The sequence below is a fragment of the Eisenbergiella tayi genome (genome assembly GCF_001881565.1).
Classification (GTDB): domain Bacteria; phylum Bacillota; class Clostridia; order Lachnospirales; family Lachnospiraceae; genus Eisenbergiella; species Eisenbergiella tayi.
The window spans coordinates 146501-171788 of sequence record NZ_MPDJ01000009.1 but is presented as its reverse complement, the minus strand read 5'-3'; the positions used below and the strand labels follow the sequence as shown (position 1 = coordinate 171788).

Genomic DNA, 25288 nt, shown 5'->3' with positions numbered 1-25288 from the left:
GAAAATAGGAGGAGTGGAAAATGAGAATGGAACAATATTTTGACAGGCCGGACAGCTGCTATTTTGTGCCGGATCCGGAGTGGGCCGCATCTTACAGCAGGGGAAACTGGGAAAAAGAGGTTAAGCATATTCTGCGTATTGCGGATGAGGTATGTGAAAACACCTTTCTGTTTGATCTGGACTGGGATATGGAAAGAACCTGTGAACCCGTGACCTTCCGGGAGGATGTGGACTGGTGCTGTATACCGGATGAGGATCCGGAATTTGTCTGGCAGTTTAACCGCCACCGGTTTTTTATCTGTCTGGGACAGGCCTGGCAGCTTACCGGAGATGAAAAATATGTGAGAAATTTTCTCCGGCTGATTCATGACTGGATGGATCGGATTCCCATGGAAGGAATCATGCAGATGGGGCCCTGGCGGATGCTGGAAACGGGACTGAGAGGGGAGACCTGGACAAAAGCGATCCGTTATTTCAGGAACAGCAGCCTGCTGACAGAAGAATTTATTGATAAGTTTGCGGGTTATCTGCGCCTTCATGCCAAAAGACTGGAAGAAAAGGGCGGTGACGAAAGACTGCAGAGCAACTGGTGCATTCTGGAAAACAGCGGGCTTTTTGAAATAGCCATGGCACTTCCTCAGGATGAGGATACAAGGCGCTGGGCCTCACTTGCGCTGAGACGTATCAGGGATTCGGTATGGGTACAGGTTTATGAGGACGGCAGTCAGTGGGAACAGTCTCCCATGTATCATAATGAGGTATTTCATTGCCTGTGCTGTGTGGTTTATCTGGCCAGGGCAAATGGGATAAGGTTGGATCCCGGGCTGGAGGAGACGGTGCACCGTATGGCGCTGGCAGATGTGATTTGGAGAAAACCGGATGGCTGCCAGTTTATACAGGGAGATTCCGATGAGGTGGATCTGCGGGACAAGATAACCATGGGAGCCTGGCTGTTCCGGGATCCGGTCCTGAAATATGCAGGCTTTGACCGGATGGATTTTGAGGGAGCCTGGGATTTCGGCAGGAAGGCCAGTCAGGAATACCGTTCCCTTCCGGCGGAAAAGCCCGGATTTACATCGGCATGCCTGAAGGACAGCGGGAATTATTATCTGCGGGAAAGCTGGGAAGAGAATGCAAACCTGCTTCATTTCACCTGCGGAGCCATGAGTACGGGGCATTGCCATGGGGATAAGCTTCATGTGGATCTGGTCCTGAACGGGGAGGACGTCCTGGTGGACGGCGGGCGTTCCACCTATAAGGATATTCTTCTCCGCTTTGAACTGAAGGGCAATATGGGACATAATACGACTATCGTGGATAAAAAACCGTTCACGACCTTTACGGATTCCTGGGATACAAGAAAGCTGTCGCTCCCTGTGAACAGAAGCTTCCATACGGGAAAAAAAGCAGAGTTTGTACAGGGCGGGCATCTGGGCTATATCTCGGAGGGGATTTTTGTGAACCGCCGCATCATCTGGATTAAACCGGATATCTACCTGATAAATGATCAGTTTTATGCTACGGGGGAGCATGAATACCGGCAGTATTTTCATTTTGCACCGGAGGGCTGTGTTTCAGAGGAGAATGGCCTTCTGACCTTCCGGGGAAAAAAGAACGCCGCATTCTTCCAATTCCTGACAGAAGGAGTTTCTCTTGAGGAATACAGCGGAATAATCTCACGGCATTATAACCAATGTGAAGAAAATGTCTGTGTCAGGGCGTCCCTGAAAAAAGAAGGATTTGCAAGCATGATTACTGTCATCAATGGCGGAGATTCACTGGCAGAAGCCGTACAGGCCGAGCTTCTGGACACCTGGAGCCATACACGGTTTATAAACTTAAATGAAACGGAGGTGCAGGCGGTAAAGATTACGGCGGGCAGAAGGCGCTATGTGGTAATTCTTTGCCATAATGAGTTATTCCACAGTTCGGATGCGGTTATTGCAGGAGATTGTTTTGGGGTAGGAAATGTCTGTGTTTTTGATGTGTCAGATGTCAAAGAAGGCGAAAGATGCTATGGAGGGGAAGTACTGCACGTCTGAAAAAACTAAGAAAAGGAAAAAGAGGTCTATAGAGGCCTCTTTTTCGAAGGAAATATGTTTTAGAAAAATGGGATTTATTGTAAAATTTTCGGCTATTTTCGAAAATTTTACTTTTTTTGACAATATTTTTATGATAAAATCAATTATAATGGAAAAATATAATGGAAAGTATCGAAAAACAGGACAAATGGGAAGCTGAAGGGCATGGAAGGAAGACGACAGAATGAGAAAGAACGGCAAGGCTTACCGAAAGCTTTATCTATCTTATGTATGTATTTTTTATATTCCCATTATAATGGGTGTCCTGTTCTATTCCTACGCCTACAGGGATGCGAAAAAGCATGCGGATATCTCTAACGAGAGTCTCATCCGGACGGTTAAAAATACCTGTGACAGAGAACTGGAATATTATGAAAATGAACTGATCCAGCTGGCGCTTGATGAAAATATCCAGCGGCTGTCAGCAGTGTGCGGAAATTTCGGGGCGGAAAATTCGTATCAGCTTTATCAGCTTCAGAATGAGCTTTCCGATCTTTCGCTGTCCATGAACAAAAACGGGAATTTTTCCAGGGATATCATGGTTTATTTTGAAAACAGCGATAAGGTGGTTTCATCCCACGGCAATATGGATTTTAACATGTACTGTGAGCTGTATTGTTTTGGTGAGGATAATGCTTCGGAAGAAATGCTGAAGACATATTTATCGGAATATCATTTTCGTGATTTTATAATGATGGATACCAAATGGACAAAGGGAAGACCGACTCTCCTTCTTACAATGACTAATCTGAAGGGGGAGCTGGGGGAATCCTCTGCCATGATTGGACTGTGGCTGGATCCCGCTGTTTTCAGCAATCTTATTGAAATGGATTCCTGGGAACAGGGGCTGGATTGGGTCATCGTCGACAGGGAAGGCCGGATTATAAACTGTCCGGAAAAATACGCCGGCCTTGAAATAAATTATGATGTATTGGGGCAGGACGAAGAGCAGAAAACAGTCTGGAACAAGGAAGAATATATTATGCGGACCGTGCTGTCGACTGTCTTTGACTGGAAATATGTACTCCTGATGCCGGAGAGGATGTTGAGTAAATCAGCCGGCAGGATGAGAAATATTTTTCTGGCCGGTATTTTTGCCTGCCTTCTGCTCGGTTTTTTTGCCGCCTCCCGGATGATGAAGATTAATTATAAGCCTCTGAAGGCGCTGCTGGATGTATTCAGGAAAGAGGAAGAAGCCCCTGATGTGGATAATGAATACCTTTATTTGAAGGAAAAGACGGTTTCCCTTCTGGAGGAGCGTTCTGATTTCGAGCAGGTAGCGAGCAGAAGCCGGGAGATTGTGAAGCATTATTATTTCGCAGATTTAATGCTGAATACCTATGCGGAGGGCAGCAAGTCACCGGATCGTGAAATTATCTGCCGGGATTTCCTGGAGGGAAAGAACCTGGTTCTTCTTTTTATGGTAAGGGAAGCCGAAAAGCAGGAAGACGACCTGGAGGAATTCATACAGAAAAAAAGCATGCGCCGGTTTATCATCGATAATGTATTAGGGGAGAGCCTTTCCGAGGAATTTCGTCTGGAAAAAGTGGAACTGGGTGACATGGTGGCCGTGGCCATGAATATCAGGGATAAAACCATGGCTTATGAAAGACGTATTGCGGATATTGTATATTCGATGCAGAATTTTATATATGAAAACTATAATTTCCATGTCGTTGCGCTGGCCGGAGAAGCGCACAAAGGACTGGAAGGGATTCATAAATCCTATATGGAAGCAAAAGAGGCGGAAGAATTTGTGGCGGCGCTGGATCCTGATTTTATCAGCTACAGGGAAGTCCATGACCGGGCCCATAAAAAATACGCTTATTCCGCCGAGCAGGAAGAACGGATTATTGCGGCCGTAAAAAATCATAACAGCCAGCTGGCCATATCGTATATTAATAAAATCCTGGATGTTAACTTCCTGGAAATCAAGGCTTCGCCGGAAATGCTTAAGCGTCTTTTATATGTTATGATGGGAACCGTAATTAAAGCCGCCCAGGTGGTGGGAGAAACCTCCGATGATCTGGGAATGAATGATATTTCCATGAAGCTGTCCCTTGAGAGCATTAAGGAAAAATTCGCCGCATCTGTAGAAAACCTGTGCCGCATATCCGAAATGCAAAGCCTGGAATGCGGGCAGAATCAGCAGCTGTGCCAGAAAATCAGAGAATATATCCAGGCTAATTTCAATAATCCCGATCTGAATATATCCCAGACCGGCCTGCATTTTCATATGACCCCGGCGTATCTTTCTTCCATTTATAAAAAGGGCACAGGTGAAAGCTTATTAAAATTCATCAACCAGACGCGCATCGATGAAGCGGAAAGGCTTTTGTCGGAAGGAGTCAGTGTTGTGGAGGCGGCGGAACGGGCCGGGTTCCGTGACAGCTCTACTTTTATCCGTATTTTTAAAAAATATACGGGCGTTACCCCCGGCCAACTGAAAAACGGCAGATAATATTCTTGAAATTGCAGATATACTTTAAAAATCATCATAAAAGATTGATAAAATCATTAGATTTTGTCAATCTTTTTTGTGTTTTATCTATATAAAATGCACAATGGTAAATATAAAATATGGGTGAAAGGCATGCAGAGTGAATAAGTGTAAACAGCATGTGTTTCTGCAATATACCGCAATGGATCATTGCAAAAATTATCATTTCCACTATAAGGAGGAAGCTTTATGAGAAGAAATCTGAAAAAACCGGTGGCATTATTGACGGCGGCGCTGACAGCCGCATCCCTGCTGGCCGGCTGCGGCGGCTCTTCAGAAGAGGGCGCCGGTGCAGATGCGGGCACACAGGTGAACGAGACGGATACCGCCGGCGCGGCGGCAGAGACACCGGCGGACAGCGCGGAAACTGTTGAGACGGCAGGGGCAGAGGCCGGTACTTATCCTCTGGCAGAGGGAGGGACCCTTACTTATTGGCTGCAGCTGAATCCCAATGTGTCCGCAAATTTTACGAATTTAGGCGATACGGAGCTGGGAAAAGCATGGCAGGAACAGACCGGAGTGACGATACAGTTCCAGCACCCGGCGGCAGGCCAGGAAAAGGAGCAGTTTAATCTGATAGTTGCGGACGGCAGCCTTCCTGATATCATGGAGTGGCAGTGGGTAAAGAATTATCCCGGCGGACCGGAGAAAGCGATCAAGGACGGGGTTATCATTCCTCTGAATGACATTTTTAAAGAGTACTGCCCCAATATCACAAAGTACCTGGCTGAAAATCCTGATATTGACAAAATGATCAAAACGGATGACGGCAACTATTTCGCCTTCCCGTTTATCCGCGGCGAGGACAAGCTATGTTATACTGTGGGCGGCTTTGTCCGTCAGGACTGGCTGGAAGAGCTGGGTATGGAGGTCCCCGCAACCGTAGATGAATGGCATGATGTACTGACCGCCTTTAAAGAAGAAAAAGGTGCGGAGGCTCCTCTCTGCTTTGACTGGACCAATTTCAAGGACTCCAATCCCATTGCGTTTGCATTTAAAGTAGGCACGGCAAACGGAACCCAGTTTATTCTGGATGATCAGGGAAAGGTTGCCTTCGCTCCGGCACAGGAAGGCTATAAGGATTATCTGATGACATTGAACCAGTGGTACAATGAAGGGCTGCTCGACAGAGACATCGCAACCCTGAACGGAGACCAGGTAACAGCCAAAATGACGAGCGGCAAAGCCGGCGCATCGGTAGGATGGGCAGCCAGCCGTATGCAGCTGTTTATGACAAGCGCACAGCAGAGTGATCCCGGCTACGAGCTTGTTGCGACCCCTACGCCGACAACGGAAAAGGGTGCGGTACCCGAGTATGGTTATGTGGAAAACCAGTTCCCTGATGTTTCCGCGGCTATAACCACCAGCTGTAAGAATGTGGAGCTGGCGGCAAAATTTTTGGACTATGGATATTCGGAAGCGGGACATAACATGTTTAATTTCGGTATCGAAGGTGTTTCTTATGAAATGAAGAACGGCAAGGCAGAATACAGCGATATCGTCATCAATAATCCGGATGGATGGCCGCTTGCACAGTCTCTGGCAAAATATATCCGTGCCAACTATAACGGGCCTTTTGTACAGGATTTGAATTACCTGGAACAGTACCTTCAGCTTCCTGCCGTAAAAGAATGTCCCAGTGTGTGGGCCGTTCCGGATGCCAGAAAGCATACGGTTCCCAACATAACTCCTACGCAGGAGGAATCGAAAGAGCTGGCTACCATAACGAATGAACTGGGTACCTATGTCTCAGAAATGTCACTGAAATTTATTTTTGGTACAGAAAGCTTCGATAACTGGGATAAGTATATCGAAACGTTACAGGGCATGAAGCTGGACAGGGCGCTCGAAATAGAAAATGCGGCTTTGGAACGCTATAACGCAAGATAATACCGGGGGGATCGGATAGTTTATGGCCGGGGGCGGTTGCGCAAACAGCCCCCGGCCGTTTATAAATCAGGGAAAGGACAGAAAAATGAATGGGAATTCGTTGGGTTACAGGATAAAAAAGGACTTTCGGCGGAACTGGTCGTTATATCTGTTGGTTTTGCCTGTCATTATTTTCTATGCAATATTTATGTACAAGCCCATGTATGGTGCCATCATTGCATTCAAGGATTATACACCGGCAAAGGGTGTTTTCGGAAGCGAATGGGTGGGCTTTGAGAACTTTAACAGATTCTTCGGCAGCCCGTATTTTGGAAGACTTCTGAGAAATACACTGCTGCTGAGCATTTACAGCATTATATTCGGTTTCCCTGCGCCTATTATTCTGGCTCTTCTGCTGAATGAGGTAAAGGGAAGGAAATTTAAAAAGATTTCACAGACAATTACATACCTTCCTCATTTTATATCGCTGGTAGTCGCCTGCGGTATGATAAAGGACTTCTGTCTGACAACAGGCCTTTTCAATGATATTATCGTCCTGTTTGGAGGAACGAGAGTCCCTCTGCTGCAGGATCCGGCTTATTTCCGGACCATATATACCGTGTCCAGCATATGGCAGGAGGTGGGATGGGGCTCCATTATCTATCTGTCCGCACTGTCCGGTGTGGACAGCCAGCTGTATGAAGCGGCTTCCATAGACGGAGCGGGAAAATGGAAACAGCTGCTGCATGTGACACTGCCCGGAATCGCACCAACTATCATTATTATGCTGATTCTGAGAATGGGTTCTCTTATGAGCATGGGATATGAAAAGACGATACTGCTCTATAATCCATCCACCTATGAAACCGCAGACATCATTTCTTCTTATGTGTACAGAGCAGGCCTGATCGAACAGGATTGGAGCTATTCCACGGCAATCGGTCTGTTTAACTCTGTAATCAACTGTATTCTGCTGTTTATTACCAATCAGATTTCCAAAAAAACAACAGAGAGCAGCCTGTGGTAGGGGAGGAGAAAAAATGAAAGTTAGAATGTCTTATGGAGAGAAAATATTTCAGGTTGTAAACTATATCATACTGTCATTTATTGTGTTGGTATGCCTCTACCCTATGTGGCATGTGGCCATGGCCTCCTTCAGCGACAGCAACCAGCTGATGGCTCAGTCGGGATTCCTGCTGAAACCGCTTGGCTTTAACCTGCAGGCCTATGTTAAAGTATTTCAGAATCCGATGATACTCAAGGGCTATGCGAATACGTTGTTTATACTTGTGGTTGGTGTTATACTGGATTTGATTATGACAGCTCTTGCTGCTTATTTCTTTTCCAGAAAAGATGTGATGTTTAAAAAACCACTGATGCTGTTAATCCTGTTTACCATGTTTTTTTCAGGCGGTATGATACCCTTTTATCTGACCTTGAAGGATCTGCATATGATTAACAGCAGATGGGGATTGATCATTCCCTTTATGATCAGCACCTATAATATGATCATTCTCAGGACTTCCTTCGAATCCATTCCGGACAGTCTGACGGAGGCGGCCAAAATTGACGGAGCGGGTCATATGACCATCCTCTTCCGCATTATTCTGCCGCTGTCCAAGGCGATTATGGCGGTAATGATTCTTTATTACGGCGTATCCATATGGAACGGATGGTTCTGGGCCTCTACTATTTTAAGGGACAGGGAACTGTACCCGCTGCAGGTGATACTGCGGGAAATACTGATATCCAATGATATACAGGCGATGAACGGAGGCGCGGGCGGAGACGCGGAGGCAATTGCCCAAAGTATTAAATATGCAACAATCATGGTTGCAACCGTGCCGATTCTTTTTGTTTATCCGTTCCTGCAGAAATATTTTACCAAAGGCGTTATGATCGGCGCGGTGAAAGAATAAGTGAACAGGAAAACTTTTTTACATAAATAAATTACATGAACAGGAGGATTACACAAGATGAAAGCAGAAGCATCCGGGATTATACTGCATCTTAATGAAGAAACGCTGCACCTGGATATCAAAGCCGGCGCAGCGGACTGGAAATGGGCGGACGGCTTTTGCCCTGCGGTTATCACAGAAAAGGAAACAATTCCCTTTTCACGCTGGCAGGAGATCGGGCATGAAAAGTTTGTATCGGGGGTGGGGAAAGGAATCCGTTCCTCCTATCGGATGCTGGATGGAGAGGAAGAATCCTATTCTTTTGAAACATCTGTCTGGGTGGAGGAGATGGAAGAGGACTGGTGCGCCGGTTCGGGAAAGGGCGGAAAGCTGTATGGGAGAGTCCATTTTGAATGGATTCCCATCTGTGAAGAAGGGCTCGATGTAAAAGAAGTCAGATGGCCGGGCTGTATGGAATTTGAGGAACCGTCTCCGCAGTGGCAGACCCTTGTAAATGAGGGGCAGGGGCTGCTGATTCCCAATAACTGGAAAATACAGGCCGGCGCGCCTGCCTTTAACGGAAGGTTTCTCACAGCCGGCAGCTACATGCCCTGGTATGGACAGATCAAAAATGGAGCCGGATACATAGCGATAGCGTCCACACCCTGGAATGGGGGAGTCTGGCTGGAACATCCTGCGGGCGGTCCCTATACCCATATCGGCACCTGGTGGGAGCCGAGCCTTGGAAAGATGGATTACAGACGCTGTATGGAGTATGTGTTTGCCGACAATTGCGACTATAATGAGCTCTGCAAGATTTATCGGAACTATGTAAAGGACAAAGGGCTTTTTGTTACGCTTGCGGAAAAAATGATCAGGGTTCCTGCCATAAAGAAGCTTGTAGGCTGCAGCATTATGCACTGCGGTATCAAAACAAATGTGAATCCGGAATCGGATTTCTATGATAAAACCGATCCCGAAAAAAACAATCATGTCACATCCTTTACCGTCCGGGAGATGCAGATGGGTAACCTGAGAAAAATGGGGGTAAAGAAGCTCTTTTTACATCTTGATGGCTGGGCGGATCCGGGTTATGATAATAAGCACCCGGATTACAGGAACGCCTGTAAGGAAGCCGGAGGCTGGGAAGGAATGAAGGATCTGGTGAATACCGTTCACCGCTGCGGCTTTTTATTTGGAATTCATGACCAGTACAGGGATTACTATCTGGATGCGGATACCTTTGATGAGGAATATGCGGTAAGGCTTACGGACGGCACGATACCGAAACATAAAAGGTGGGCGGGAGGCCCCCAGACCTATCTGTGCGGAACCCAGGCGCCCTATTATGTCAAGCGGAATTTCCAGGACCTCTTCCGCCATGGCATTAAGCTGGACGGTGCCTATCTGGATGTATTCACCTGCAATGAGGGGGATGAGTGTGATAATCCGAGACACCGGATGACAAGACGGGAATGCTATGAATACAGAAAGCAGTGCTTTGACTGGCTGCTGGCCAGAGGAATCATGACCAGTTCGGAGGAGGTTTCCGACTGGAGCATGCAGAGCCTGATTTTCTGCCATTATGCGCCTTATTCGTTTATGCTGAAAAGTCCCGGAACGTCCAGGGAAGGAATCCCGGTTCCCCTGTTTAATCTGGTCTATCACGACTGCGTGCTGGAACCGTGGATGATGGATAAGACAGAGGGTATGGAGGATTTTATGGGATATGCGCTTCTCAACGCGGGTATGCCCTATCTGCTTCGGGACGGAGCCTATGAAAATATGGACGGTTCCTTCACCGACAGCTCAGGAATGTGGATTGAGGAAATGATATCCCGCTGTAAGGTCGTGCAGGAGCTCCATGAAAAGGTCGCCTTCTGTGAGATGATGAGGCACGAACTGCTGGATGAGGACGGGATGAAACAACGGACAGTATTCTCAGACGGGACCTGTGTGACAGTGGATTTGGGAACCGGGGAGTATGAGATTAAGTGATATAGAGATTCGGGAATTCGCTGAATGGAAAACAGCCGTGGACTTTGGGGGGAGCGACGCTCCCTTCCGGATGCAGGCTGTTTTTCTTTTATCAGGTTTCAGAGGGAAGATTTAAGCCGTAATAGACAAGACTGACGTATATAGCTTATAATAAAAACACAAAAGGAAAGTATCGTTTCACAGAGTGAAGAGTAACAATTTATTGGGATACAGAAAATAAACCAGACGGAAAGGAAATATCTTATGTGTGAGAAAAAAAGGTGCTCTTGGGCGGGGGATATCCCCATATACATCGATTATCATGACAATGAATGGGGACGTCCTGTTCATGATGACAACAAACTGTTTGAAATGCTGATATTAGAAGGAATGCAGGCCGGGCTTAACTGGATCACCGTACTCAAAAAAAGAGAGGCGTTCCGGGAAGCTTTTGATGGATTTGCTCCGGACAAGGTGGCCCTTTATGGTGAGAAAAAAATACAGGGGCTGCTGGCAAATGAGGGTATCATCAGAAACCGTCTCAAAGTGAATGCCGCTGTTACAAATGCTAGGGCATTTTTGGAAGTACAGGAAAAATACGGAAGCTTTGATAAATTTATATGGTCATATGTGGATTATACTCCGGTTAAGAATCATTGGGAGAAGATGGAGGAGATACCGGCCACAACTCCGATATCGGATCAAATCAGCAAGGATTTGAAAAAGATGGGATTTAAGTTTGTCGGCTCAACAATTATTTATGCATTCATGCAGGCTACGGGCATGGTGAATGATCATGTGACAGATTGCTTTGTTTATCAGGAGGAGATAGAGTAGGCTTGTAAGTATATTCCTGTGCGTTTATAATATAATAGAACAACAGCAAAATCTAGAGAATGTTCCGTTACTGATTCGTTCAGCACACTCAATTTTAACTTGGAAGGGTCTTTCAGTATTAAGATATTTGGAGGTAAAACTGTATGAATAAAAGGACAGAACCATCAATTCTCCAAAATTACGATTCTGAAATTGCTTCTTTAATATCCAGGAATCGTGGAATTTCTGAAATAGAAGCACTCAGGCTTTTTTTGAATTCAAAAACGCATGCAATGTTAGCAAATGATGATATGAAATTGTGGCATTTTAGTCCATTAGCAGTTTTTGATATGTGGGAAGCAGAAGAAGCAACCGGAGACCCAAGAAATTCTTTGTATATAAGGGGTGATGAAGTTGAGTAAGGAATTTAAATTTTTTACATTTCTTCTTGAGAGTTACGCAAAATATAAAGGGGTAACTGCCGCTGAGGTACTGAAAATATTAGATGAAAAGAATTTAACTGATTTTGTTTATAATATGTACGAAATATATCATATTGAGGCTATTGAGAATGCGTATATGGATATTGATAGTTTAATAAAGACAGGAAGAACAGCATGGTAATTTTGGATTTATAGTAGTTCTTGGAAATTATCAATTTCCATCCTTTTCTTAAATCTTCAGCCTTTCCATGGGTCTGCAAAGATAATCCGAGTAAGTCCTGAAGTCACTGCTCTTTTCCTCTTCTTCCATTACAGAAAGCAGCCGAAGTGCCCGGCTTTTTCCGGGATCGCTTTCCCGGAATTTACAGGCCTTCCGGCATATTTCATCTACATTTTGCCGCATTTCCTTCAGGTTGAAATCAAAGAGTTCATCAATGGTGATATTGAAATAACCTGCCAGAATGGGAACCAGAGTGATATCAGGGAGGCAGTTCTACTTTTCATATAAAGCAGCTATATCATGTATTCTGCGCAGCATTTCTGTACGGATATGTTCCGGCTCCAGACATTCACATTTATCCCCGAAACTGAAAAGAATATTGTAGTAGTAGTCATTCTCTATGAAAGGAAAACTGACAATATAATGCTCATCGCCGTCCGGTGAAAAGTTTTCATAAGTACAGAAATCAAGTGCTCTTTCCATGACAGATTTATGAATGCGGACTTTTATTTTCGTCTGCATGGCTGCTGCGATATCGGTAAAATCCAGCTGCGGTTTTGGGTATTCCCGCGGCGTAAAGGTTTCGTCCTGAATCTGCAGGTTTGATATGCGGGATATCCGGAATAAGCGGAAATCATTTCGTTTATGGCAGTATCCCAGCCAATACCAGTGGCTGCTTTTCAGTACAAGCTGATACGGCTCGGCTGTCCGTGTGGTTTTCTTCCCGTATCGATCGGCATATTCAAATGAAAGCAGCCTGCTTTCCTGAAGAGCCGTCTTGATGATTTCCAAATACGGATGTGTGTTACTGTTGCCCATCCATGGATCCAAATCTATATAAACTTGATTTGCCCTGAATTCAATGTCCTTCGCTTTGTCGGCAGGGATAAAACTTTTGACCTTCGCAAGGGCGTGTACCAGTTCATCACCTCGTATCATGTTGGAAAGACTGGAAAGCCCCATCAAAAGAGCGGAAAGGTCGTCAGTCGAAAAAACCTTTCTGTCGATCTTATATTTCTCCATAATTTCAAAGCCGCCGCCCACTCCCGATGTCGAACGGACAGGAATACCTGCCATGTTAATGGCGTCTATGTCACGGTAGATTGTGCGGGGGGAAACTTCGAACATATCCGCCAGATCCTGTGCGCCTATACGCTTTTTATCAAGGAGTATCATAATAATGCTGACAAGCCTGTCTACTTTCATCTGCCGGGTGCCTTTCCTGATTTTTTAATTCATTATAGATTGTTGCCATACAGGTGTCAACAATTGCAGGATATAATAAAAAAGCAAACAAAGCAATCTGCCTTGCAGAAAATAACATTACAAAAATGGAGGATATTATGTTTACAATGTATGTTTATGTTCTTGACACGTTAGCTGACTGGGAGCCGGGGTATGTTATTTCAGAGCTGAATTCCGGCCGTTTTTTCAAAAAGGACGGGCAGCGGGTATCGGTTAAAACAGTCAGTTGCTCTAAAGATCCAATCACTACAATGGGCGGGATGACAATAGTGCCCAATTGCCTGGTTGATGAAATGGTAGTGAACGAAACAAGCATATTGCTGCTGCCGGGTGCAGATACATGGAACGACCCGAAGCATGGCGCTGTCATCGAGAAAGCAGGCGAATTTCTTTCTTCAGGGGCTTTAGTATGTGCAATATGCGGCGCTACCGCCGCGCTTGCCAATATCGGGCTGTTGGATAATCGCCCGCATACCAGTAATGGACCGGGATTTCTTGAAATGGTTTCTCCCGGTTATAAGGGGCAAAGCTTTTATACAGACAAGCCGTCTGTAGCGGATAATAATCTTATTACGGCCGGCAGTACCGGTGCTTTGCTGTGGGCGAAACAAATTATTGAGCATTTGGATGTTTTCCGGTCAGATACACTGGATGCCTGGTATAAATATTTTAGTACAGGCGATCCGAACGCTTTCTTTGCCCTGATGCAGACCTTGCCGTCGGGCAATGAAAACTGAGCTGTGATCAGCTTTTGATGCTGCCTATAATCGCCTGTACCGGCTTGGATATAATGTCGGTACAGGCATAAACCAGATGATTAGCCCTCTGCCGGCAATTGAAGCCCCGCATTCAGTGTATCCGCAATGCTGCAGTTTTCCTGTTCTAACATAAGAATTTCTTTCAGCAGCTGTATTTGTTCTTTCCGCAGTGCAGCTGTAGACACACCATTTGCCCGGCACTGGTTATAGAATATTTCTTTCCCTGACATAAGTGTTACTTTTTCCCGAAAAGAGGTGAGGGATTCATAAATACTTCCATAGTTATCCGCAAGCTTTTGAAGCTGTGCATGGAAGGCCTCCGGCAGCAGGTGGAGATTCCTGCGTATATAGCCGGAAGCACACCGTCGGGCATCAATCAAATTTACAAGCATGCAGTCATTGACACAAAGGCGGCGTTCGGCATTTTCTTCGTCCGCGGTACAGTCGAACAGAGAATCCTCTGACAGACTGTCTATCCAGGCTTCATAAGCCTGCTTCCCCTGATAATAGCTGCCCCGGCTTTCTGCCCGGAAGGAGTCCGCTAATATCAGAAGAGAGGCTTTAAAATTCTCAGCAGGAGAACGTTTTTCAACCGAAGGCCCAAAATGTATTATCAGAAAAGGCCAAAAATCGTTAACGAGATAACCGCCCCTGTCATCAAAGGTGATTTGGCGATCCTCACAGTCCTTTTTCTCCCATTGGTCATAGATTTCCTGATCAAAGTAAGTACGGCACAATAAAAAACGGCCATTGTCCAGATATCCCGTTATCACATCCCATTCCGGGGCTACGCGCAAATTAATGGCAAGAACCGGTTTGCCGTTACGAATATCTTCCATGATCGCCAGCCGTTCTTCTTTCCTTTGTTCTTTATCAAGACGATCGGCCCAAATGGGAGTATAGCCAAGGGCACGGTAGAGCGGTTCGGCATAATCATAAGCCACAAGTGCATCCGTACAGCTGAAATCCCAAATATCTGTAAAACATATCCGATAACAGGCTCCGCTCAGGCCCATAAGCTGCTGATAAGTACAGGGCTCACCCATATAAGTAAGCGCTGCATAAAGGGCACCGGCCCAGGTACAATCCATCCCCATCCCCCAGGCGAGAGGCATAATATCAGGCAGGATACATTTTGACGTGTCTTTCAGCCGAAGGAAAGTACGTCCGTGGTCATACTGCAGACTGCTGTTTTCCGCACAGCTGATGGCATGGATACCATTGCCGCTGAGATATACAAGGAGCAGATATTCTGTATCATCACTGGATGTACTGCTGGGAAAGGTTTCATGGTTTACAGGAATTTCCTCCCAATCGAAATATTCATAATGCCTGATTTTGGTCATAGCAGATGAATATTCCTTTTCATTTCCATAATAAGCTCCGATAATATGCAGTTTTTCATGGAAATTCTTCTCAAAGTTTTCTCCCTTCCGGCTGGCAGCAATATGCAGAGTTTCGTTTTGCAGGGCATAGGTAAAAAAGATACCGTCAGGTGTCTGATATTTTACTGTCAGGAGCTTTAAGCGGCTGCTTTCAATTTGCTCCCCAATAAAAGGGGAACAAATCGTAATACTTAACTCATTGCCGCGAACAAATGAATCGATGAATCCTGTGACAGGAATATGTGTGCAGCCATCTGTGTAAACCGCTTCCAGGATAAAAAGTTCACGCGGCATCAGAAGGCTGTCGATACTGCAGCCCAGCGTATTTGCCAGTGCCGGCAAAAGAGAAGTCTCCGGCAGGCATTTCCCGTTTTCCCATTTGGATATGGCCTGGGGACTGACATCAAGAAGCGCCGCAAGCTTTTCTCCTGTGAGTCCCTTTTCTTTACGAAGAAGGGCTATTTTTCCCCCTGTTTTTTCTGTATCAATCATAATAATACCTCCATGAAAAGTATCGGCGCCGTAAATATATTGTATAAGAAGAACTCCATGATTACCATACCTTTTGCCTTAAGATACAGCAGCAAATTATCAACTTCAGGTTTAATGGGGAAAGAAAAGGAAATCTGTCCCTTTCCCGTATATTTGTGATATAGTATAAGAGTAACTAAAAAACCTGGCAGATAATTGCAGTCATAAATGTGTCTGCGGCACAGGAGAAAATAACATGTTGGGTCATTTCGGTTTTTCATATGTGGGTATACTGTATCTGCTGATGCTGTTCCTTCCGAATATCATCTGGATAAAAAATAAGCCGGAAGGATATAGCTCCGAAGGGGAAAATCGTATTCTGGGAATGTTTGAAAATACCGGGCAGGTGCTGGCAGTATGTGCTGCGGTCATTTTTTCTGATTTTAACATCAGGCCGGAATTCCCCTGGATATTGTGGCTGATTATATCTTTTGTCTTTATGATCATGTATGAACTGTACTGGGTAAGATATTTCAGAAGCCCCAAAACACTGAGTGATTTTTACAGCAGTTTTGCGGGCATCCCGGTAGCCGGGGCCGTTCTGCCTGTAATCGCGTTTTTTCTCCTGGGAATTTATGGTAAAAATATATGGATGCTTCTTGCCGCCGTCATTCTCGGTATCGGCCATATAGGAATTCATTTGGAGCATCGGAAAGGTATTGGTACAAAAAGATGAATTTACAGACGGAAAAAAGGCTGGATATCGCAGTCCTGTCGGATATACACGGCAATTATGTGGCGCTGGAGAGTTGCCTGGCCCATGCGGTATCACAGAATATAAAAACCTTTCTTTTCTTAGGGGATTATGTGAGTGAGCTGGCATATCCGGAACGGACGATGAAATTACTGTATGAGATGGACAGAACCTGTTCCTGCCGGTTTATCAGAGGAAATAAGGAAGAATACTGGTTTCAGTACCGTGCCGGAGGTGAGCAGGGCTGGGAGGACGGTTCCTCCACCAGCGGCGCCATGTTATATACATACCGTTCTCTGACACCGGAGGACATGGATTTTTTTGAAAAAATGCCCATTTCACAGAAAATACAGTCGGAAGGCTTTACAGCCTTTACCGCATGTCATGGTTCCCCTTTTAAGGTAAATGAAAAAATGCTTCCGGAGGATGAAAATACAAGGCAGATCATGGAGCGTACGGGAACCCCGCTTATACTGTTCGGCCATACCCATGTCCAGAGAAAAATAGAATACCAGGGCAGGACCGCCCTGAATCCCGGTTCTGTGGGAATCCCCCTGTACAGCAGCGGAATGTCCCAGTATATGATTCTGCATGGTGAAAACGGCTGCTGGAGGGAAGAATTTATCAGCCTGCCTTACGATACGGACAGAGTAATCCGGGAAATGCACGAGGCCGATATGTATAGGCATGCCCCCTATTGGAGCAGGATAACGGAGAAAATCCTGCAGGAGGGAAGGGTCTCCCATGGAACTGTCCTGGGACGGGTCATGGAATTGTGCAGAGAGGAAACCGGAAGCTGTAACTGGCCTGATATCCCGGAAAAGTATTGGGAACAGGCGATAGGAGAATTATTGTGAAAACAATGGAAAACAGGGCTGTGAGAATTGTAAGACTGACAGGAGAAGACAGGGAAAAGCTTTTAGAATGTGCAAAGCTTCTGTTTGTATGTTTTGAGCATGCCTGGAATACTATGGAAGAGGCGGAAGAAGATATGCTTCGTATCCTGGAGGCGGGACCGGTGCTGGCGGCTGTGGAAGAAGAAATGGTGGTTGGTTTTATAGGAACGAGGGCAACCTATGAACCATACGGTTGGGAACTTCACCCTCTGGCAGTGGAAGAGCGGTCAAGGAAGAAGGGAATCGGCAGCCTGCTGATAAAGGAAATAGAAAAAGAGGCGGTGAACCGGGGCGCCATAGTCATGTATCTGGGAACGGATGATGAAGACGGAGCAACAAGCCTTTCCGAAGGAGATCTTTTTATAGATACCTTTCAGAAAATAAAAAATATTAAAAATAAGAAGAATCATCCATATGAATTTTACGAAAAGAACGGCTATCAGATTGTAGGAGTCCTTCCGGATGTGAACGGTTACGGCAGGCCGGATATTTATATGGCGAAAAGGTTATGTGAAAAAGGAGGAAAGAGTATGAATGATGTTAAGGCAGTAAAGGTTTTTACGGCACAGGATAATCTTCAGGCGGAAATGGTGCTGGACACACTGAAGCAGAATCAGATTCCTGCTTATAAAAAAGATGTGGATGAAAGCGGCTTTATGAATATTTATGCTGGTAATTCCATGTGCGGAGAAGAGATTTATGTAGCGCAGAAGGATGAAGAAAAGACGATGGAGATTCTGCGGGAAATGGGATTGGAACCGGAAAAAGCCCCGGGGGAGGAAGAATAATGGAACTCATGGAATTACTCACAGGCAGGCGTACCTACAGAAGGTATCTGCAGAAGGAAATAGAGCCGTGTATTATAGATGAAATCCTCCATGCTGCAAGACTGGCGTCCAGTGCCGCCAATAAGCAGCCCTTGAGCTATGTGGTAATCCGGAATGCCCAAAAGGTGGAGGAAGTATTCCGCTGTACCAAATGGGCAGGATATCTGCCGCCGGAAGACGGACAGCCGAAAGAGGATGAAAAACCGGTGCTTTTTATCGCTGTGATTGAAAACACAGATATGAATCCAAACTGCGACACGGACGCGGGACTTGCCATAGGAAACATGACTCTGGCGGCCTGGAACAGAGGTGTGGGCAGCTGTATTATTGGCGCATGTGACAAAACAAAGCTTTCAGAAATGTTTGGGCTGACGAAGGAGCAGAAGCTTCATACGGTAGTTGCTTTTGGTTATCCGTCTCATAAAAGCAGTATTTCGGATGCGGAAAATCCGGATGAAATAAAATATTTCCTGGATGAAAACCGGGATTACGTGGTACCAAAGAGGAAGACTGAGGATGTGGTGACTTATTTATAATATTGATTTGCGGCTGAAGGCCATGGCTTGAAAAATGGCTGATACTGCAGATAATGCGGATGGAGCGCGGTATTTTACCGCGCTTTATTTCATGTAAGGATAGTTCTGCGGATAGGAATTCAGGGCTGAAAACACAGAATTAAGAAAAGTTTAAGTGTTTTACTTTTTATAGTACTTGACATTGCATAGTAGTATGCATAATATAGTAATTAAAGGAGAGCATTCCAAGAAATCGGTACATATTTTAGGGAGCGGAAGGGTGAAAGATGAATAAGGATGAATTTTTAAATGAATTGAAGTCATATCTTTCTATTCTGGAGGACGAAGAGCAGGCGGATATTCTGGAGGAGTATACCCAGCATATCGACATGAAGATCAGCACGGGGCTCAGTGAAGCGGAGGCGATCCGGGATTTTGGCAATGTGTCGGAGCTGGCGGCCCAGATCCTGGAAGCATATCATGTAAAACCGGGTTACAGGGAAGTGCTGCCGGACAGGACAGGCTGCGGCGCGGTGGCGGTAAAGCCGGAGAAGGCATCCGTCATAGATGGTATAGCCGATTATATGGACTCGATAGCCGGAAGTATTGCGGAAACTTTTGCTGAGACAGGCAGAGAACTGAAAAGAATCTGGGGTGAGATCCGCTGGGGAGAACTCCGGAAAAACGGAACAGAAGTATTGGAGACGGTCTGGGAGGTTTTAGGTGTCCCTTTCCGTTGGCTGGACCGTCTTTTTACGGGGAAAAAGAAGGAAATAGATGCGGAGGAAGCCCTGGCTGAGCCGGAAATCATACAGTCCGGGAAAGAAAGGGCAGATCAAAATATGTTCAGAGATCTGTGCCGTTCCATGGGGAACGGTATAGCGGGGATATTCACAGGAATATGGCGTTTATTCCTGTGGTGTGTAAAATGGTGCTGGAACGGAATTATGATTGCGGCAGCTTTATTCGGAGGGATCTGCTGCATGCTTTTGCTGTTCCTCCTGGCGATGATGTTTGTATGGCTGCTGCAGGGATATCCTTTGGCAGGAGCCGCCATTGCCTGTTTCGGCGGCGTACTTTGTGCGGGATCCTTCACGGTTTTATGTACCACCTTCATGGTGCGCAGACGGACAAACACAGAAAGCCGCCGGATAGTAAAAGAAAGAATACAGGGGAGGTAAGAAATGTATAAGACGCGTATCATTTTATTAATAATTATAGGTGCCGGCATATTGTTTGCCGGAGCGGGAGCAGGGATGGCCTTCCATGAATTTGCATCCTTTACCTATGCAGGTGAGAAGGAAGCGGGCCCCATGGATCGAAAGACGGTGGATATGGATTTCGGCTTCCGTGCGACGGAGGAAGCTCCTCTTAACGTGGAACGCACTTACGGTCACTTTACCAATGACAATGACATTGTGGAAAGTGAAGAAGTACCGGAGAACACAGTACGGTTTCGGGTAACCTACAATGCGGAAGCGGTAGAACCATTTGTGGACGAATATGAATCCGGACAATCGGTCAGGCTTAGCTGGTTTTATATAGCAGATGATTTCAGAAATTTCATGGAATGCAAGAATATATTTCTGGAAGGGATCAGAAAAAGAGAGTTTATATCTTTTCACACCACAGGCATTGAAGAACTGGAAATAATGGTAAATCCCGCCTCAAAATCTCTGATTCACATTGACTGACAGAGACAGCCTGTCATATAATTTTTACAGGTTTGGATAAAGGAGAGGAATGTGAGATGGAGAAAGAAGAACTGCTGGAACTCATAAAGGGTATGCGGGAGGATGATAGGAAAAGGCTCGCGGATTCCAGTATTCCTGCGGCAGGAGAAGAAAGGTTTGTGCCTGTAAAAAATGGCAGGGCCCGTATTCTTTATTATCCCGCCGAAGCGGGAACGCCGGTTTTTATCAATGTACACGGCGGAGGTTTTGTGGCAGGGGTTCCGGAAGGAGACGATCTGTTCTGTAAAAGGGTAAATGAACAGCTGAAAATCCATGTGATGAATGTGGAATACAGGCTGGCTCCGGAAGTCATGTTTCCCGGGGATAAGGAAGATGTGTACGATGTGGTTTCCTATCTGTGCGGCCACCCGGATGAATATCCTGTGGATGTAAACAGGATGATTATCGGCGGACACAGCGCGGGTGCGAATATTTCCACGGCGGTCTGCCTTATGGCGAAGGAAACAGGCGATTTCCGTTTCCTGGCCCAGATACTGGATTACCCTCCTCTGGATCTTTTTACTCCGGCAGAGCAGAAGTTTTATACGGAGGGAGCCATTCCCCCTCAGATAGCGGAAGTTTTTAATGCCTGCTACAGAAAAGAAGAGGATGCCAAAAATATCCTGTGTTCCCCTTATTGGGCAAAGCCAGAGGAACTGAAAGGGCTTCCTGATGCACTGGTAATAACTTGTGAGCTTGATTCCCTTCGTGATGAGGCCGAGGAATATGCTAAAAAGCTGATGCAGGCAGGAGTAGAGGTAACCGGAAAGAGATTCTGCGGAGCGGCCCATGGCTTTACCATGGCAGAGGACGAGGCGGGAATTGCAGGACAGCAGTATATGATAGACTACATAAAAAGAAAACTTAATTGACAGTACAGGAACGAGAGAACAGGATAAAAAAAGACAAAAAAAGGGATGTCATTTCCATCGAAAAGACATCCTTTATTTTTATCCATACTTCATTATATATTTTAGCACACCATAAAAATAAAGTCTAGTATTATTTTCAATATTGAGTAAAATGTTCTATAGGAAGTGGAACTGAGAACAGCGCACGAAAGGAGCAGAACATGAAGCCGGAAGAAAATAATACGGTCCCGAAGGCCTTCCAGCAGGAGGAAGAGGCATATCTTGCAAAGACCCTGGCGGTGGTTCGGGATAATGTAAAGAATTACGGCAGCGAAGTGGCCAGGATGCAGGCAGACATTGATGAAATGCTGGAGCATTACCATGACAACGATGTGGAAGTTCTAACGATTCTGAACAATACGGTCACCATGCACGAACATATGAAGCGGGCGCTGGTACGAAATGAAAAAGCCCTGAAAAAGCCCTATTTCGGCAGAATAGTGTTTCAGGATCTGGCGCTTAATAAGCAGGAATCCCTTTATATTGGAAAGGGAGGAATTTCCAGTGATACCACACACTGGATGGTGGTGGACTGGAGGGCACCGGTTGCAAACGCTTATTATGAAAACGGCCTGGGAAAATGCACGTATCCCGCGCCGGGCGGAAACTTAAGAAAAATAGACCTGAGGATGAAACGCACCTATGAAATTGAGGACGGCAGACTGCTGGATTATTATGATTCCGAGGTGGTTACCAATGATGACCTTCTTACCAAATATCTGGCGAAAAACAAACAGGCCGTACTGGGCGAAATAATTGCCACTATCCAGAAGGAACAGAATGATATTATCCGTAAATCCCCATATCATAACATGATTGTCCAGGGAGTTGCGGGATCCGGGAAGACTACCGTAGCCATGCACCGTATTTCCTATATCCTTTATAATTATCAGGAGCGTTTTAAGCCGGATGATTTTTATATTGTGGGAAGCAACCGGATTCTCTTAAATTACATTACGGGAGTCCTGCCGGATCTGGATGTATACGGTGTCAGGCAGATGACCATGGAACAGCTGTTCGTAAGGCTTCTGTATGAGGATTGGGATGATAAAAAGTATCAGATACGGGCAACGGACAGAGTGGGAAAGAAGGGAAGCATCCGGGGAACCTACGGGTGGTTTAAGGAATTGGAAGCATTCTGCAGCAAACTGGAATGGAATATCATTCCCAGAGAATCCATTTATCTAAATCCCCGTCAGTTTGTGGAAGGCCTGCGGGACGGAAAATCAGGAGTGTATGATGAAACAGACGGAAAACCGGCAAGGCCGGGAGAACTTGTGGAACTCATGTCCAGGGATGCCGCGGAACGGTATATCCGGCAGAACCCTTCCGTATCTGTCCAGAGTAAAATTGATATGCTTAATGAAAGACTGTTCATTAAGGTAAAGGACGAGTTCCTGGGAAAAGGCGTGAAATATACGGAGGCGGAAAGGAAAGCGATACTAAAGGCCTACCGGGGAAGGTACGGAGGAAAGGTATGGAAACGCTCCATATTTGAGCTGTATCGTGAATTCCTCACCCTCCAGCAGCAGAAAGGCTGTGAGGTGGATATTCCGGAAACAGAATTCGATGTGTACGATTTGGCTGCTCTTGCTTATATTTACAAGAGGATCAAAGAAACGGAGGTGATCAGTGAAGCACACCATATAGTAATTGATGAGGCTCAGGATTTTGGAATGATGGCCTATTCCGTGCTGAAATTCTGCATCCGGGAGTGCACCTATACGATAATGGGAGACGTTTCCCAGAATATCCATTTCGGATACGGACTGAATGACTGGGAGGAACTGAAAGGCCTGCTCCTTTCCGGAGAAAGAGACAGCTTTGGCATTCTGAAAAAAAGCTACCGTAATACGGTGGAAATATCCGATTTTGCCACAAATATCCTGCATCATGGACAGTTTTCCAGCTACCCCGTGGAGCCGATTATTCGCCACGGGAAGAAAGTGCAGGTACAGCAGGCCGCAGGTCATGAGGAACTGATCCGGGAGGCCGCGGCAGTGTGCAGAAGCTGGCAGGAAAATGGTTATGATACCATTGCCGTGGTATGCAGAGACAGAGAGAATGCGGCAAAGACAGCCGTGGAAATGGGAAAATATATTACCGTCCAGGAAAGTGATTTGGAGAAGGCTGTTTTTGACAAAGGAATTATGGTGCTCCCCGTGGAATATACAAAAGGCCTGGAATTCGACACCGTACTTATCCTGGATCCCACGAGAGAGGAATATCCGGTGGAGGACGGACATGCCAAGCTGCTGTATGTGGCGGCTACCCGTGCCCTTCACGAGCTGCATGTCCTGCATACCGGAAACCTCACAGGGCTGATTGCCGATCCCCTGTCGAAAAGGCTGCCTTTGGATAACTCCGGCAGCCGGAACCCCAGGAACCGGAATCCGGAAAATGGCGCCGGTACGAAAAAGAGGATTTCCATAGTATGCAATCCCTCAGCAGGGAAAGAACCGGATTCAAGTCTTTCAGCGGCACCGCCGGTTTCAAGGTCCGCGGCAAAAAAGCCTGCGGCTGTCCTTCCTGGCCGCCAGACAACCGCATTTTCCATAGGAAAAAGTTCCTCCGGGGTGTCAGGAATCGGAAAACCGGCCATAATTCCTGCTTCTGCGAAAAAAGATTCGCTTACGTGGGACAGCAGGGAGGCGGCAGGGATCCGTACCAGTCATAAAAAGCCTGCCGATACGGGAAAGGGAAATGCAGGGCCTGTATTCGGAGATATGCCGGGTACGGAAAAGCTTCGCCCGGCAGGTCACGGCAAAATTGATCTGGCTGTGAGGTGGGTCACAAAGAAGGCGGACGGTCTTTATATCCAGAGCAGGTATGGCATACTCCGGCTGAGCCCGGTGGGAAGCTCCATCATCCGTGTAACGTTTGTCAAAGGGCAGCAGATTCAGGAAGGCTCCAACAGACTTATTACAGTGGACAGAACGGAAAAGGCCTGGATGTACAAAGAGGTGGGAAACGGGGTGGAACTCACCACGGATGAACTCTGCCTGCGGGTGGATAAAGCAACCGGATCCATCCGGTATATGACACGTGACAAAAAACTGCTTCTTTCCGAACGCAGTAAGGAAAGCCGTCAGATAGAAACAGGCGCCGGCCCCGCTGACCGAACATGGCTGTATCTGGACTGGCCGAAGGAGGAAATGGTCTACGGAATGGGCTCCGGTGAAAACAGCGGCCTGAAGCTGCGCGGCTGTGCAAGATATGTATCCCACTGCGGTACCGGAGAACTGCCCCTTCTTCTTTCCGATAAGGGCTATGGCCTTCTGCTGGCCACGGAAAATCCCGCATTCTCCTGTGATATACCGGTCTATGGAACCTATCTCTATACGGAAAAAGAAACACAGATGGATTATTATTTCATCGGCGGGAAAAAACCGGTCACGATTCTGAATGCCTATGCCTACCTGTGCGGCAAGCTTTAATATCATCAGAAAATAGAAAAATATGACATACAGTTGTCCACATATCTTTGCTATACTGGAGGGGACTACAGAGAAAAGAGGTACAGACATGAATTGGAATGAAACCTTTGGCCCCTCCTGTCAGCCGGACAGTGAGGCCATCAGCAGCTATATTAACTGTCCATACTGGAATGATTTGCTCAGTTATCTGGAAGAAACTTATGGTGCGGCCAGCAGAACGGAATACAGCCGCTGTTCCGGCAAACCCGGATGGAACGTAAAATACAGGAAAGGCAGCCGGGGAATCTGCACACTCTATCCGGATAAGGGCTTTTTTACCTGCCTTGTTTCCATAGGAAGCAAAGCGGCGGATAAGGCAGAGCTTATACTTACGGCTTGCACCCCTTATGTGAGGAAGCTGTATGCAGAGGCACCGCCTTATAATGGAAGCAGATGGCTGATGATTGAAGTGACTGACAGCAGCATTCTTCAGGATGTGAAGTCACTTATTGATGTGCGGATAAACACAAAATGAAATAAGAAGTGAACCGGAAGGCGGAAAATGACAATGCA

The 25288-nt window shown here is 46.2% G+C and carries 21 protein-coding genes; 19 read left to right on the top strand and 2 right to left on the bottom strand.

The features are described 5' to 3' along the window. The first annotated feature begins 20 nt into the window (after window positions 1-20). The 9 genes from BLA28_RS26810 (at window position 21) to BLA28_RS26765 (ending at window position 11765) form a co-directional block, all read left to right on the top strand. Window positions 21-2042 (top strand): heparinase II/III family protein, encoded by a 2022-nt coding sequence (locus BLA28_RS26810; protein ID WP_069157137.1) that lies wholly within the window; start codon window positions 21-23, stop codon window positions 2040-2042. A 223-nt stretch (window positions 2043-2265) separates the two neighbouring features. After that, window positions 2266-4542 (top strand): helix-turn-helix domain-containing protein, encoded by a 2277-nt coding sequence (locus tag BLA28_RS26800; protein WP_069157139.1) that lies wholly within the window; start codon window positions 2266-2268, stop codon window positions 4540-4542. A gap of 228 nt (window positions 4543-4770) precedes the next feature. Beyond that, a complete protein-coding gene (locus BLA28_RS26795; RefSeq protein ID WP_044968412.1) occupies window positions 4771-6471 on the top strand; it encodes a type 2 periplasmic-binding domain-containing protein in 1701 nt (566 codons plus the stop codon). An 85-nt stretch (window positions 6472-6556) separates the two neighbouring features. Next, window positions 6557-7477 (top strand): ABC transporter permease, encoded by a 921-nt coding sequence (locus BLA28_RS26790; RefSeq protein ID WP_009253357.1) that lies wholly within the window; start codon window positions 6557-6559, stop codon window positions 7475-7477. Window positions 7478-7490: 13 nt separating this feature from the next. Continuing rightward, complete coding sequence (locus BLA28_RS26785; RefSeq protein WP_009253356.1) at window positions 7491-8369, top strand: carbohydrate ABC transporter permease; 879 nt, start codon at window positions 7491-7493, stop codon at window positions 8367-8369. A gap of 57 nt (window positions 8370-8426) precedes the next feature. After that, the gene (locus BLA28_RS26780) at window positions 8427-10346 is read left to right on the top strand and encodes a DUF5696 domain-containing protein (protein ID WP_069157140.1); all 1920 of its coding nucleotides are present in this window, start codon (window positions 8427-8429) and stop codon (window positions 10344-10346) included. A gap of 243 nt (window positions 10347-10589) precedes the next feature. Beyond that, the gene (locus BLA28_RS26775; RefSeq protein WP_069157141.1) at window positions 10590-11162 is read left to right on the top strand and encodes a DNA-3-methyladenine glycosylase I; all 573 of its coding nucleotides are present in this window, start codon (window positions 10590-10592) and stop codon (window positions 11160-11162) included. 143 nt (window positions 11163-11305) lie between these two features. Further along, window positions 11306-11563 (top strand): hypothetical protein, encoded by a 258-nt coding sequence (locus BLA28_RS26770; protein ID WP_009253353.1) that lies wholly within the window; start codon window positions 11306-11308, stop codon window positions 11561-11563. Then, window positions 11556-11765, top strand: a complete 210-nt coding sequence (locus BLA28_RS26765) for a DUF3791 domain-containing protein (protein ID WP_069157381.1) — start codon at window positions 11556-11558, stop codon at window positions 11763-11765. The genes BLA28_RS26770 and BLA28_RS26765 overlap by 8 nt, the downstream gene beginning before the upstream one ends. Before the next feature lie 312 nt (window positions 11766-12077). On the opposite strand, the gene BLA28_RS26760 is transcribed toward BLA28_RS26765, so the two are convergent. Next, on the bottom strand, window positions 12078-13010 hold the full coding sequence (locus tag BLA28_RS26760; protein ID WP_069157142.1) for a helix-turn-helix transcriptional regulator: 933 nt from the start codon (window positions 13008-13010) through the stop codon (window positions 12078-12080). Between the two features lie 137 nt (window positions 13011-13147). On the opposite strand from BLA28_RS26760, the gene BLA28_RS26755 reads away from it, so the two are divergent. Continuing rightward, window positions 13148-13786, top strand: a complete 639-nt coding sequence (locus BLA28_RS26755; protein ID WP_069157143.1) for a type 1 glutamine amidotransferase family protein — start codon at window positions 13148-13150, stop codon at window positions 13784-13786. Between the two features lie 80 nt (window positions 13787-13866). On the opposite strand, the gene BLA28_RS26750 is transcribed toward BLA28_RS26755, so the two are convergent. Next, entirely contained in the window at window positions 13867-15684 is a 1818-nt protein-coding gene (locus BLA28_RS26750) for a helix-turn-helix domain-containing protein (protein ID WP_071699661.1), read from the bottom strand. Window positions 15685-15919: 235 nt separating this feature from the next. Between BLA28_RS26750 and BLA28_RS26745 the strand changes: the two genes are divergently transcribed. The 9 genes from BLA28_RS26745 to BLA28_RS26700 all read left to right on the top strand — a co-directional run bounded on the left by BLA28_RS26745 (window position 15920) and on the right by BLA28_RS26700 (window position 25250). Continuing rightward, window positions 15920-16399, top strand: coding sequence for a hypothetical protein (locus tag BLA28_RS26745; protein ID WP_176726814.1), 480 nt, complete (start codon window positions 15920-15922; stop codon window positions 16397-16399). Continuing rightward, window positions 16396-17274, top strand: a complete 879-nt coding sequence (locus BLA28_RS26740) for a metallophosphoesterase family protein (RefSeq protein WP_171902300.1) — start codon at window positions 16396-16398, stop codon at window positions 17272-17274. The genes BLA28_RS26745 and BLA28_RS26740 overlap by 4 nt, the downstream gene beginning before the upstream one ends. 5 nt (window positions 17275-17279) lie before the next feature. Continuing rightward, window positions 17280-18101 carry a GNAT family N-acetyltransferase gene (locus tag BLA28_RS26735; RefSeq protein WP_242880592.1) on the top strand — a complete coding sequence of 274 codons (822 nt, stop codon included), beginning with the start codon at window positions 17280-17282 and terminating at the stop codon, window positions 18099-18101. Then, window positions 18101-18676 carry a nitroreductase family protein gene (locus BLA28_RS26725; protein WP_069157146.1) on the top strand — a complete coding sequence of 192 codons (576 nt, stop codon included), beginning with the start codon at window positions 18101-18103 and terminating at the stop codon, window positions 18674-18676. Before BLA28_RS26735 ends, BLA28_RS26725 begins: the two co-directional genes overlap by 1 nt. A 266-nt stretch (window positions 18677-18942) precedes the next feature. After that, entirely contained in the window at window positions 18943-19836 is an 894-nt protein-coding gene (locus BLA28_RS26720; protein ID WP_069157147.1) for a DUF1700 domain-containing protein, read from the top strand. A 3-nt stretch (window positions 19837-19839) separates the two neighbouring features. Next, complete coding sequence (locus BLA28_RS26715) at window positions 19840-20349, top strand: hypothetical protein (protein ID WP_050018968.1); 510 nt, start codon at window positions 19840-19842, stop codon at window positions 20347-20349. Window positions 20350-20405: 56 nt separating this feature from the next. Beyond that, window positions 20406-21260 carry an alpha/beta hydrolase gene (locus BLA28_RS26710; RefSeq protein WP_069157148.1) on the top strand — a complete coding sequence of 285 codons (855 nt, stop codon included), beginning with the start codon at window positions 20406-20408 and terminating at the stop codon, window positions 21258-21260. 200 nt (window positions 21261-21460) lie between these two features. Continuing rightward, entirely contained in the window at window positions 21461-24736 is a 3276-nt protein-coding gene (locus tag BLA28_RS26705) for a 3'-5' exonuclease (protein ID WP_069157149.1), read from the top strand. An 88-nt stretch (window positions 24737-24824) separates the two neighbouring features. Further along, on the top strand, window positions 24825-25250 hold the full coding sequence (locus tag BLA28_RS26700; RefSeq protein WP_069153038.1) for a DUF3788 domain-containing protein: 426 nt from the start codon (window positions 24825-24827) through the stop codon (window positions 25248-25250). The last annotated feature ends 38 nt before the right edge of the window (window positions 25251-25288 follow it).